Annotated in this window: 13 protein-coding genes; 2 read left to right on the plus strand and 11 right to left on the minus strand. The window is 38.7% G+C overall.

Annotated features, from left to right (window positions below; genetic code table 11):
* Positions 1 to 83 precede the first annotated feature (83 nt).
* Both IEV41_RS09025 and IEV41_RS09030 read left to right on the plus strand, forming a co-directional pair.
* Positions 84 to 761 carry a response regulator transcription factor gene (locus IEV41_RS09025; RefSeq protein ID WP_188388059.1) on the plus strand — a complete coding sequence of 226 codons (678 nt, stop codon included), beginning with the start codon at positions 84 to 86 and terminating at the stop codon, positions 759 to 761.
* The gene (locus tag IEV41_RS09030) at positions 761 to 1,981 is read left to right on the plus strand and encodes a sensor histidine kinase (RefSeq protein ID WP_188388060.1); all 1,221 of its coding nucleotides are present in this window, start codon (positions 761 to 763) and stop codon (positions 1,979 to 1,981) included. The genes IEV41_RS09025 and IEV41_RS09030 overlap by 1 nt, the downstream gene beginning before the upstream one ends.
* A gap of 50 nt (positions 1,982 to 2,031) precedes the next feature.
* Here the strand turns inward: IEV41_RS09030 and IEV41_RS09035 are convergent, their stop codons facing one another.
* From IEV41_RS09035 to IEV41_RS09085, 11 genes are all read right to left on the minus strand, one after another.
* Positions 2,032 to 3,486, minus strand: coding sequence for a protein adenylyltransferase SelO (locus IEV41_RS09035; RefSeq protein ID WP_188388061.1), 1,455 nt, complete (start codon positions 3,484 to 3,486; stop codon positions 2,032 to 2,034).
* A gap of 108 nt (positions 3,487 to 3,594) precedes the next feature.
* The gene (locus tag IEV41_RS09040; protein ID WP_188388062.1) at positions 3,595 to 4,152 is read right to left on the minus strand and encodes an HAD-IA family hydrolase; all 558 of its coding nucleotides are present in this window, start codon (positions 4,150 to 4,152) and stop codon (positions 3,595 to 3,597) included.
* 78 nt (positions 4,153 to 4,230) lie between these two features.
* Positions 4,231 to 5,499, minus strand: coding sequence for a transglutaminase-like domain-containing protein (locus IEV41_RS09045; protein WP_188388063.1), 1,269 nt, complete (start codon positions 5,497 to 5,499; stop codon positions 4,231 to 4,233).
* Between the two features lie 133 nt (positions 5,500 to 5,632).
* Positions 5,633 to 6,259 carry a CmcI family methyltransferase gene (locus IEV41_RS09050; RefSeq protein WP_188388064.1) on the minus strand — a complete coding sequence of 209 codons (627 nt, stop codon included), beginning with the start codon at positions 6,257 to 6,259 and terminating at the stop codon, positions 5,633 to 5,635.
* A 123-nt stretch (positions 6,260 to 6,382) separates the two neighbouring features.
* A complete protein-coding gene (locus IEV41_RS09055; RefSeq protein WP_188388065.1) occupies positions 6,383 to 7,213 on the minus strand; it encodes a helix-turn-helix domain-containing protein in 831 nt (276 codons plus the stop codon).
* A gap of 28 nt (positions 7,214 to 7,241) precedes the next feature.
* Positions 7,242 to 8,036: an ABC transporter ATP-binding protein gene (locus IEV41_RS09060; RefSeq protein ID WP_188388066.1), complete on the minus strand. Its 795-nt coding sequence runs from the start codon at positions 8,034 to 8,036 to the stop codon at positions 7,242 to 7,244.
* A 30-nt stretch (positions 8,037 to 8,066) separates the two neighbouring features.
* Positions 8,067 to 9,107 (minus strand): FecCD family ABC transporter permease, encoded by a 1,041-nt coding sequence (locus tag IEV41_RS09065; RefSeq protein WP_188388067.1) that lies wholly within the window; start codon positions 9,105 to 9,107, stop codon positions 8,067 to 8,069.
* Entirely contained in the window at positions 9,108 to 10,157 is a 1,050-nt protein-coding gene (locus tag IEV41_RS09070; protein WP_188388068.1) for a FecCD family ABC transporter permease, read from the minus strand.
* Positions 10,158 to 10,169: 12 nt separating this feature from the next.
* On the minus strand, positions 10,170 to 11,219 hold the full coding sequence (locus tag IEV41_RS09075; protein WP_188388069.1) for an NAD(P)/FAD-dependent oxidoreductase: 1,050 nt from the start codon (positions 11,217 to 11,219) through the stop codon (positions 10,170 to 10,172).
* 65 nt (positions 11,220 to 11,284) lie between these two features.
* Entirely contained in the window at positions 11,285 to 12,283 is a 999-nt protein-coding gene (locus IEV41_RS09080; RefSeq protein WP_188388070.1) for an ABC transporter substrate-binding protein, read from the minus strand.
* Positions 12,284 to 12,478: 195 nt separating this feature from the next.
* Complete coding sequence (locus IEV41_RS09085) at positions 12,479 to 12,802, minus strand: hypothetical protein (protein WP_188388071.1); 324 nt, start codon at positions 12,800 to 12,802, stop codon at positions 12,479 to 12,481.
* Positions 12,803 to 12,861: the final 59 nt, after the last annotated feature.

Consider the following 12,861-nt stretch of genomic DNA (forward strand, 5'->3'; position numbering starts at 1 on the left):
ATTATTAAGGTTCATTAAAGGTTTAATTGTTATAATAGAAATTCTACATAGCTATATGATCATAAGGAAAAGGAGAATCAATCATGAGAATATTACTTGTAGAAGACGAAATCGGTCTGGCCGAAGCGTTAGGCCAACTTTTAAAGAAGCAACATTACTCTGTCGATATTGTCCATAACGGTCAAGCAGGACTCGACTATATTGTGAGTGGCATATATGATTTGATATTACTTGATATCATGCTGCCTGAAATGGACGGCATTACAATATTAAAAACAATTCGAACGCAAGGAATCACAACACCCATTATTCTATTAACGGCGAAGGGAGATATTCCTGATAAAGTTTCTGGACTCGATTACGGTGCGGATGATTACGTAGCGAAACCATTCTCAACAGATGAGTTATTAGCGAGAATACGAGCTGCTTTAAGGCGTAAAGGAGAAGTCGTTACAGAAGATTCAGTGACCGTTGGGGATATTGAATTGAACACACGTAGCCTCAAGCTAACGTGTAAAGACAAAGAACTGAAGCTTATTTTAAAAGAAAGCCTGTTACTAGAATTACTTATCTTAAGAAAAAACACAGTGACTTCGAAGGAGCAAATTATCGAGAAATTATGGGGATTAGACTCCGATGTAGAGCATAATAACGTCGAAGTATACATTTCTTTTCTACGAAAAAAACTAACCTTCTTACAGGCATCTATTCGGATTAATACAATTAGAGGCGTTGGATATATATTGGAGGTGACAACGTAATGTTTACGAAACTTCGAAATCAATTCCTCCTTGTAAACATGGCGATTATCTCCCTCATTATGTTGGCTGCTTTCGCTTCCATCTACTTCATTATGTATCAAAGCGTGAACAAGAATATCAAGACGGAGCTAAATAGCATGTCGACCTTTTATCATAATGCTGACAAAGCAAATACGAAGACAGACTCTCCCTTAAGGCAGAGCTTATCCCTTTCTTTCGCCTTGCATACAGATCAAAACTGGAACATACTACGTTCGGAATCTATGTGTAATTTCACAAACGACTTTTATAAGACTGCGAAAGATACCATTGTCATAAGTGGCTTAGATTCAGGACGATTCACGTTAAACGGAAACGACTGGGCTTTCATGATAGAGAAACAAGAAGAAGGATATTCCATCTACTCACTAGACATTACCGCTCAGCTAAAAATCTTAACTAATCTTATTTATACATTTATTGCTGTTGGATTCGTCATGCTCATTGTTATTTTCTTTACGAGCCGATTTTTCGCCAACCGTCACATTACACCAATTAAGGAAGCATTCCATAAACAGAAACAATTCATCGCTGATGCTTCGCATGAATTAAGAACACCATTAACTGTCATTCATACAACGACAGACCTTCTGTTAGCCAATAGCGAAGAAACCATTCGTAAGCAATCAAAGTGGCTGCACCATATTAAATCGGAAACAGGAAGAATGCAAACATTAACAAACGACTTGCTTTATTTAACGGAAATGGATCATGCACAATCACGTATGATTTTCGCTCCGTTTAACATAAGTGAAGCTATCGAGAGTGTTCTTCTAACAATGGAAGCTGTTATTTTCGAAAAAGACCTTACGCTTGATTACGAGATTGATTCTGGCTTAACTGTTCACGGTAACATGGAACAAATAAAACAAGTTATCATGATTTTATTGGATAACAGTATTAAATACACGAATCCTAACGGTTCCATCACAGTAACACTCAAAAAGCACAACAACGATACTGTTCTAGCTGTCACGAATACAGGTGAAGGTATCGAACAAGAACATCTAGAAAAGATCTTCGATCGCTTCTACCGTACCGATTCTTCACGTTCCCGCAAGCACGGCGGTTACGGACTTGGTTTAGCGATTGCACAATCTATTGTTACACAACATAAAGGGAAAATTTACGCAACAAGTACACCGAACGAGTCGACGACTTTTTATGTTCGGTTACCATAAGGTTTTTATTCAATAAAAAAGGTACGTAGAATATTTCTACGTACCTTTTTTCACGTACCACAAAACGTTTGATAAGATCCTGCACATTTCGGTACTGTCGTATATGATTCTTGCTCTGGTGAATACGCGTACGGATCGTCAAGTACCGCTAACAAGCGTTCCATCACGCTGAAATCACCTCGTTCTTCAGCTGCTTCTAACGCCTCTTCCACACGATGATTCCGAGGGATAATAGACGGATTGTTTTCTTTCATTAATTGGTTTGATGCTTCTTTTGATTCTTCTTGTCTATCCATTCTTGCTTGCCAGTTCTCATACCATGCTTTAAATGCTGGTGTTTCGAATAATGGCATTCCTTCTAATTTCCCAAGCGTTAACGCACGGAATATATTTGTGTAATCTGCTTCGTTCGTTTGCATCAATGTAAGAAGGCTATCAATAAGTACAGTATCTTCTTCCTCTTCACCGAATAACCCTAACTTCGCTCGCATTCCTGCATACCAATATGATTGATATACATCGGTAAAGCTAGCAATCTCCGCTTGCGCTAGCTCAAGCGCTTTTTCCTCGTCTTCATGTAACAGAGGCAATAACGTTTCGACTAAACGTGCTAAGTTCCATCCCCCAATAAATGGCTGATTCATATACGCATAGCGACCTTGTTGATCAATTGAACTAAAGACTGTTTCTGGATGATACACATCCATGAACGCACATGGTCCGTAATCAATTGTTTCCCCACTAATGGTCATGTTGTCCGTATTCATGACACCGTGAATGAATCCCACAAGTTGCCACTTCGCAATTAACTGTGCTTGACGATGCATCACTTCTTTAAATAACGAGAAATATTTATCCTCTTCATCCGCTACATGCGGATAATGACGATCAATCATGTAATCTGCTAACGTCTGAACTGCCTGCACTCCGCCAAACTTCGCGGCAAATTGGAACGTACCGACACGCACATGACTAGCTGCCACACGTGTCAAAATGGCACCAGGTAATTCTCCCATACGGAAAACCGATTCACCTGTCGTCACAACAGCTAAACTACGTGTCGTCGGAATACGGAGCGCATGCATCGCTTCACTAATAATGTACTCACGTAACATTGGCCCAAGCGCAGCACGACCATCTCCCCCACGAGAATACGGCGTACGACCTGCACCTTTTAGCTGAATATCCACGCGCTCCCCGTTAGATGTCACATGCTCACCTAACAAAATCGCACGGCCATCCCCCAACATATTGAAGTGTCCGAATTGATGACCAGCGTATGCCTGTGCGATTGGATATGCACCTTCTGGTATTTCGTTTCCCGCGAATACATTGATGCTTTCTTGACTTTGTAAGACTTCGGCGTCTAAGCCAAGTGATTCGGCTAATTCTTTATTTAAAATAACTAACCCTGGTTCATGCACTGTAGTCGGATCTATACGTGTAAAAAATACTTTTGGTAACTTCGTATATGTGTTATCAAAGTTTAAGTTTGTTTTATTCATGATTACTCCTTTTCTTTTTGTTTTTATGTATGCAAATATTATTTGTATGTTTCAAAGCTGTCATACTTTTTTCAACATATTATATCAAACAGCACAAATGAGATACATTTAATTATCCCATCTCTCCCCCTCATAACAATCCACATAATAATCTGCGCCTTCTTCATTATTCTGAAACAAACATGTCTTTATGCCAAGTTCTTTTGCGGGGATGATATCAATAAGACGGTCGCCAATCGCTAAATCAATTGTATGCTTGTTATGTAAATATTCGTACGATGCGACATGTGGTTTACGCGGAAACCCATCATCTATCGTTACGATTTCTACAAAATAATGTTCCCAGCCATAATAACATAAGATTTTCATTACTTCCGCTCGGGTACTATGCGTCATAATAACGTTTTTATTGGCACTTTTGAGTATATCTTCTACTCCTTTAAACGGCTTGAAATGGTCTGCTGGTGTTTCGTTTGTACGTGCAATGATACGCTGTATATGCGAGTCTGCTAGATTAAAATGTTTCACTGCATGTGTAAACGATGTTTTAAGCTGTGCGTAAATGTACTCTTCGGAAATATCTTCTTCCATTACTTGTTTCATAATTCTTGCGAAGACTGGATATGTATCAAAAATTGTTCCATCGAAGTCCCATAGAATATTCATGACTCTCCTCCTTATTTGCATTATACAACTGAATTCTATCTTTTTACTAAAAACAAAAAGGCTCCTCAAAAAGGAACCTCATTTTCCCCACGTCACCGCTAAGTCTGACAATCCTCCAAGTGTTCCAAGAACAACAAGTAGTGCTAGTAGCACCATGTATCTATTCCACTCACGTCTGAATACACTAATAGATATATATACGATAAACAACACACTTGCAATAACACTAAGCCATGGGAAAATCGGGTTAGCATCAAAGAAACTTTTCACTAAAGCAGATATAATGACGAGCGGTATGGCAAGTTTAAACGATAGTTGTTTCATTGATAGAACAAACTGACTTACTGGTGGTTCTGTTACAATCCACTCGCCTAATCCAGACTTCACTGTCACCTTGTTCACTTTCTCATGGAATTTCACGTACATAGGTTGCATATATAGGGCTGTACCATCAATCGCCTCATGTCCCCATGCAAGCATGTGATCACCAATTTTATAACGTGGATAATTACTATCATAGTTTGTATTGTTAATGTAAGAAGGCCGTAAAAGACGGTGTGTATCGATAGAAAAGACAATTCGTTTTCCCTCCATCGAACCAAAGTGTTTTTCCTTCTTTGTATAAATACCGTATGAGGAAACAAGGCCAAAGCTTCGGAAAGGTTGCCTTAAGATGGCAGCTGAACTAATATCGACTGGAATCCATCCAACCCCTTCATAAAAGAACTCGCACCATGCATGGGCCTGTGTATTCCCGGTTGCCCAAGCCCCTATCGTCGCTCTACTTGGAATTCCTAATGATCGGCAGTAAGAAATGAACAAGAACGCAAATTCTCCACAATCGCCCTTTTTACTTTGTCGGAAGTTATGAGCTCCTCTTTCTTTAAATTTCAACGAGTAATGATAGTTCTGTAAAATATAGTTATACAGTTTTCTACTCATCTCAATAACATCCTGTTCTCCTTGGATGATGCCTTTCGCTTCCTGTAACAACTCTTCATCAACCGGAGTAAGGGGTGTCGAACGTAAGTAATATTCTTTTTCCTCGTCTGTCAAACGGATTGTATCATTCGCTTGTCCTTCTACTAACGACACTTCATATCCGTCAAATTGATAAGCGACTGTTAATTCTTCATTCGGTTTTACTTTGTAATAATGGACCGTATTCAAAAAGGCATGTTCGTCTTTCTCATCTGGTGCTGGGAGTGTTGTGAAGATTATGTTTTGCTGGGAATCTGATTCTTTCGGAAGTGAAAACCATATCTCTACTTCCTCGCCTGTCGTATTGTTGTAGACATGTTTTACGTTGTATGTTTTTACCAATTTTTCGGCTAATGTATAACTCATTACTTTCCCCCTATTCTATTTTGTTATTAGACTTATTTTTCGACTTTTTTTGTCATAAACCTCTTCCTTTTTCTCTTTATATGGAACAATTTTTTTCGACAAAAAAAGGCGGGACTTCCGCCTTTTTACATCATCACTTTATCCTCTTTAAATACCCCTTTGGGTTAAACGTAATTAAAAATTTATGCTTCTCCTCATCAATGATAAAGTTGGTATTACTTTGCAGAAAATCTTCCACCGCTTCCATCGGACCAGGACCAAAATCAGGAGAAACAGGATGACCATTTATATTCGTATCCTCAACGATTAAATAACTTCCCTTTGTAACGAGCGGATAATAAAGATTCAATTCCGTTAATACATGATGTTTACGATGATCAGAATCTAATATAACTAGCACTGTGTCTTCTAGTGTGATCATTTCTCTTGCTGCTTTCAGGGCTTGCATCGATGTAGAAGAAGCTTTTAAGTATGATAATCGTTCATGCGTCGGAAGATTCGGTTGCGGATCAATATCAATAGACAGTACTTTTCCTTTGCCAATCAACTCTAATATTGAGCATAAGAACATTGCGCTGCCGCCGTTGAATGTACCGCATTCGATAATAATGTCTGGCTGTACTTCATGCAAGATTTCTTGGTATAGAAATAAATCACACGGATATTTCAAAATAGGATATCCTAGCCACTTTGAATTACCGTAGGCCCAAACGTTGCTGTTGTAAATTTGAAGATGTGTTTGATCAATGTAATCACTCATCTATACTCAGCTCCTTTTGCCCAATAAAAACACTCTACATCCTATATACGTAGTCAATCGAATGAACGTGCACGGTTTTTCCCCATAAAAAATAGCACCCTTCCAATGGAAGTGGCGCCACAGTTAAGCGTTGCTCATTTCTTCTTTCATATGCTTTCGGAAATCAGATGGAGAAAGACTTGTCACTTTTTTGAAAACACGACTGAAATAGAAATAATCCGTGTACCCTACTCGCTCCGCTATTTCCGCCATCGTAAGGTCGGATGTTCGTAAAAGTACGCCGGCTTTTTGGATACGTAAATCTGTTAAATATTCATTTGGTGTCATACCCATTTGTTTTTCAAATAAATACGTAAGTTTGCGGCGCTCGATACCGAAGTGATTGGCAATATCAATAGCAGTTAGTTGTGTATGATAGCTTTGTTGCATATAGCGGATAATGATAGCAATGTTTTCCGATTCTTCCTTATATATAAGTTTCTTGCTTGATAAAAGTAGTTCTTCTATAATCGTCAAAAATAACATTTTTGATTGCAAGAATGAAAAACCTCCAGGTATGACAAAGTGTTGAATAAGCTGATTAAGCATACCTGCTAGTTTTATATTATCGCCTACTTTGATTACAAAATGGCTTGTGTATAACGGAAAGTTCGTAACTGCTTCCTCTGCTAATGTAAAGTGAATCACGGCATATTCAAATGCCGTTTCACTCGTTACTTCTACTTGTAAATCTAAGTCTGGCCCAGCATGAATAATATGACCTGGCTTCGCTTTGTATGTTTCCCCATCAATAACAAACGTTGCTGTTCCTAATAGCGGAAAGATGAGGCCACACACATTCTTCGTTGTTTTCAACGGTTTCTCCGATTTTTTCGCTAGAAACTTATTTGTGATAACATCGACAAACGTGATTGGGGCCATTGTGTAGAAATCGATTAGTTGGTTTATATTCATCACGAAAAACTCCTTATTTATACATCGATTATCCACTTCCTGCAAGATCGAATGGTAGACAAAGTGGGCGTCCTGTATGCGGATCCATAATAATATCTGCCTCAATTTTAAATACTTCTCGTAGTACATCTTTTGTGATGACAATCTCGGCAGAGCCTGCATTCACAACCTGCCCACTTTTTATAGCAACAATATGATCTGCATAACGGGTTGCATGCGTTAAATCATGGACAACCATAATAATTGTTCGTTCCTGTTCTTCGTTTAACTTCTTTAATAATTTTAACACTTCTAGTTGATGGGCCATATCTAAAAACGTTGTTGGTTCGTCTAAAAATAAAATATCTGTTTGTTGAGCTAGTGCCATCGCAATCCATGCACGTTGTCGTTGACCACCGGACAATTGATCAACAGGCCGATCATAAAATTCAAACATATTCGTCACATCAATCGCCCAATTCACCATTTGTCGGTCTTCCCTCGTAAGTGATCCAAATCCACTTTGATGAGGATAACGTCCGTAACTAACAAGCTCTTGAACGGTTAATCCATCTGGTGAAACCGGATTTTGCGGAAGGATTGCTAATTCTTTCGCCACTTCTTTTGTCGACTTACTATGAATGAGTTCTCCGTCTAATAAGACCTGTCCTGATAACGGGGACATAACACGCGCCATCGTCTTTAAAATCGTTGATTTACCTGAACCATTCGCTCCAACTAAGGCGGTGATTTTTTTATCTGGAATAGCTATGTTCAATTTATCTATGATTATATGATTATTATAACCAATTGTTAAATCTTTTGTTGTTAATCGAGTCGTCATAACAGAAATCCTTTCTATATGCGTCATACATTAACTTGATACTTTCGTTCGTGCTAATAAGTATAAGAAATACGGGGCACCAATCACTGCTACCACGATACCTGCTGGAATTTCAGAAGGTTGAATAAGCCAGCGGCCGATCGTATCCGCTACTAGAACGAAGAACCCTCCAACTAGTGCTGAGATCGGAATTACTACTTGATGTTTTGGACCTACAAGACGTCGTACTAGATGCGGTGCAATTAGTCCAACGAAACCAATTCCTCCACTAACAGAAACGGCCGACCCAGCCAAAATAACCGCTATCGCTAATAGAATGAATCGATCTTTTTTAATTGTTGCTCCTAATCCAGTTGCAAGTGCATCTCCTAAATTTAATATGTTTAGTACATGAGATTTACGCCAAACGTACGGAATAAGAAGGACAATGAACGGTAATAGTGCTAACACAAAGTTCCAACTAGCACCCCATATTCCTCCCGCCATCCAAATCGCGATGAACTGATATTGCTCTGGCGATAATCGTAACGTCAAAATAATGGTCACCGCGCTAATACCAGACGCAAGTGCAATCCCAGTTAATAATAACTTCTTAGGAGAAAAGCCCTTTTCTTTATTATAAGAGAGTGTATAAATAAGAAAGGCTGTCAATGCTGCGCCTAAGCACGCTGCAATCGGTAACATAACAACTGTATTGAAATTTTGCGTGGGCATAAAAGCAACAAACAGCATCACAACTAAGCCTGCTCCTGCATTTATACCCAAAATCCCTGGATCTGCTAACGCATTTCGAGTCATTCCTTGCAGAATGCAGCCAGATACGGCTAACGCTGCACCCACTAAGATGGCGATAATAATACGTGGCAAACGAATCGTAAACAAAATGAGTTCTTGCTTCGCTGATCCGTTTCCAATGATTGTTTGAACTACTTCTAGCGGTGTTAATCGAATATATCCTGTATTCATACTGACAACAAAAGAGGCAAAAAGAAAAATAACGAAGGTAACTGCTATCCAACTATTTTTTCTTTTTCTCTTTTTCTCCACGGGTGATACGTAGTTTATATCCATTTACAATGCCCCCTTTTCTTTTTGTGCTAAATATAAAAAGAACGGGACACCAAGTACCGCAATAAGTGCTCCTAATGGTGTTTCATATGGTGGATTCACAGACCTCGCAGCGATATCTGCATAGACTACTAATAATCCACCCAGAACTGCTGAACATGGAATAATATAACGGTAATCTACACCAACTAAAGCTCGTGTCATATGAGGAACAATTAAGCCAATAAATCCAACCGCTCCTACTACAGTGACAGACGTTCCTGCTAACATCAGGATAACTACTGTAGCCAGAAATTTAATTCGCTTTGTCTTTTGTCCTAACCCAAGGGCAACTTCTTCTCCAAGACTTAGAAGGGTAATCGATCGTGATAGCATAATAGACGCAATCATCGCAATGATGACGAATGGTGCAATAACCTCTAACTGTTCCCACGTTGTTGCGGAGACACCGCCCGCAAACCAAAATGCCAAATCTTGACCAATTTCATAATATAACGCGACTCCTTCACTTAGGGCAATTAATAATGCAGTAACAGCCGCTCCTGCTAATACTAATCGTATTGGTGTCAATCCTCCTGCCGACATGGAACCAATTCCAAATACAAGAGTCGCGCCTAGTCCTGCTCCTAAAAATGCAATACACACGATTGTTAAATAAGAGAAATGGGGGGCAAATGCTAAACATAACGCTAAGGCAAATACACCACCAGCATTTAACCCGAGTAGTCCTGGTTCTGCTAAAATATTACGTGTCATCCCTTGCATCATTGCTCCAGCTACCGCAAAGCTTGCACCAACAATCATTGCACCAATTGTTCTCGGTAGTCGAAGCTCCCAAATAATGTTATGTGCTTTATTACTTGAGTCAAAATGAACAAGTGCATCTAGTACAACAGATACGCTAATATCTGCAGCGCCAATTGTAATAGAAAGACACATACTAAATAGGAGCAGTACCATTCCCACAGTCAAGATAATGAGTGTATTTCTTTTATGTTTTTGACCCGCTGTATATGGAATTTCTGCTTTTATTTCATCTGTTTTGAGTATCATACGTCTATTCCTTTACTTAAAAATCACTTTGCGTAAATCACGGTTACGTTCTTTGAAAATATCATTGTGAGAAGAAACGATACCTCCCTCTCTTGCTTCAGGCATTACATATTGCTTCGCTTTATTAACTGCATGTAATGCATCGTGGAATGCCGCTGCAATTAAATGAACTTTTCCTTGATAGTGTAGAATGTCTCCAGCTGCATATAAGCCTCGTACCGACGATTCACTAGACGTATTCCCTGCGATAAAATATTCATTCATCCGTTCAATTGGAAGCGGACTATTGTCGAGTAATGCTTTATCACGCACATAGCCATGGCTAATGACTACTTCATCTACTTCTACATTTATTCTTTCTCCCGTTTCCATATTAGTTAGCTCAACAAATTCAATAAGTTCGCCTTCTTTATTTGCAATTAATTTCGTAATTTCTGAATTTAAATAACAGGTAATCCCTGTATGTTTCAACTCTGTCACTTGAGCTTCGTGTGCGCTCAGCGTATCTTTCCGGTACACGACGCATACTTTCTTCGCTACTTCAGCTACCTCAAGCGCCCAATCAACAGCTGTATTTCCTCCACCTGAAATGATAACCACTTTGTCGATAAACTTCTTATAAGACTTAATGGTATAGTTCAGGTTGGTTGTCTCGAATGCTTCTGCACCTTCTATTTGAATTTTTTGTGGGTTAATAATGCCACCTCCTACGGCGACAATAACTGTTTTTGAATAATGTATGTTTCCAGACTCTGCTTGTAAGACAAAATTATTCGCTTCATTTTTAGAAATTGATATGACTTTTTCATCTACATAAACAGATGGATTAAATGTTAATGCTTGTTCGACCAACTGTTCAATTAACTGTGCACCTGGTATCGGTGTCACACCGCCGACATCCCATATAAGTTTCTCAGGATATACATGCACTTTACCACCAAGCATTGGTTGGCTTTCTATTATTTTTGTTTTCATTTCGCGTAAACCACTATAAAAAGAGGCATATAACCCTGCTGGTCCACCACCAATTATCGTAACATCAAAAAGTTCATTCGCTTCCATTTCTCTCACCTCATCATCTAGTTATAAAAGATGACGCTGTCCCAACTACTAACAGCGTCACAGTCTTATTTATCTTTTAAAATAGTAACTACTTGGTCAATTCCATAGTTTGTAGCAATTGGAGCATCTTGTGCAAATAACGAGCGATCAACAATATAGATATTTCCCTTTTTCACTGCGTTAATTTCTTTCCACACAGCATTCGCTTCATATGCTTTTAGCGTATCTTCTCCTACTGTTTGGCCACTCTTATCTAAGAAAATAAATAAGTGATCTGGATTTAATTCAGACATTCCTTCCATACTTAAATCCTTTGCTACGTCTTTTGGATATCCGTTAGGGACTTTTAATCCTAGTCCATTTTTCGGATTTGTTGGAGCAATGTTTTCACCATATAACATGAAACCACCTTTTGGATTAATAGACGTGAATACAACTGTTTCACCTTTGCTTGCGAATTTCTCTAATGTTTTACGACCATCTGCAATTTTGTCCGCAACACCTTTTAATACTTCCTCACCCTTCGCTTCTTTTCCAAAGAACTTCGAAATTTCCTTTATACCTAACTCACGGTCAAATGACATCGCACGTTGATTGAAGTAAACAACTGGCGCGATTGCTGATAACTGATCATATAGTTGATCATGAATACCTGCTGCAGCTAGAATTACATCCGGCTCCAACTCAATAATTTTCTCGATATTCGGATTACGAGGTTCTCCAACATCGACAAATGTATGTTTATTTACATACGGCCGATATGCTTCCCATTTATTAAATTGCTTGTCTGCATTCGTAATTCCAACAGGGACAATATCAAGGGATAATAACACATCTGGATACAATAAATGCATGACAGACACTACTCGCTTTGGCTCTTCTTTCATTACCACTTCTTTCCCTAAAGCATCTACATATGTTTTAGGCCAAATAGATTCTTTCGCCTCTTTCTTCTCAGATGCACCTACAGATTCAGAGCCTGTTTCTTTGCTAGAGTCTGAGCAACCTACCGCAAATACTGATAGACTAAGTGCGAAGACAAAGAACATCCATATTTTTTTCACGTCATTTCCTCCTCGAAACCGAAACAATTTTATTTGATAATGATTATCAGTTGAAATTGTAGCAAATGATAGAAAGCACGTACATAGAGCAACTTTTGAAGAATATGTATTATTTTATCTATGTTCAGTAAATAATCCATATTGTGTATCTAACAAAAAAAACAGAACCAAACAAGGTTCTGTTTTTCTCTCTACTCACCATCTATCCATTCTTCCCCTGTGCAGCTGATAACACTCTGACAAATTCAACACGGCCGTGCTTATATGCAGCAACATTCCGATGAATGGAATGAATCCGACAATTGATGCGAGTAACCCTAATAAACTACCTGTTTTGTAGGATAGTTTCGTAATAATTAACAGTAAAAGCGTGAGCATATGCAAGAAAAACATGATAACAAGTAGTTCCCAAATTTTCGCAAGAGATGATAATCCAATCAGAAATGGAAAAGCTATTAGTAATTCTAATACACCGTTAACTCCTTTTAACGTCGTTAAAACACGCACAGAAGCGTTCATTTTCCTCCCCTCCGTTATAGTATCAATATATCGAAAAGGTACCTTAATGGTGTCGATGT

Origin of the sequence: Priestia taiwanensis, from assembly GCF_014638355.1 — a bacterium.
Taxonomy (GTDB): Bacteria; Bacillota; Bacilli; order Bacillales; family Bacillaceae_G; genus Priestia_D; species Priestia_D taiwanensis.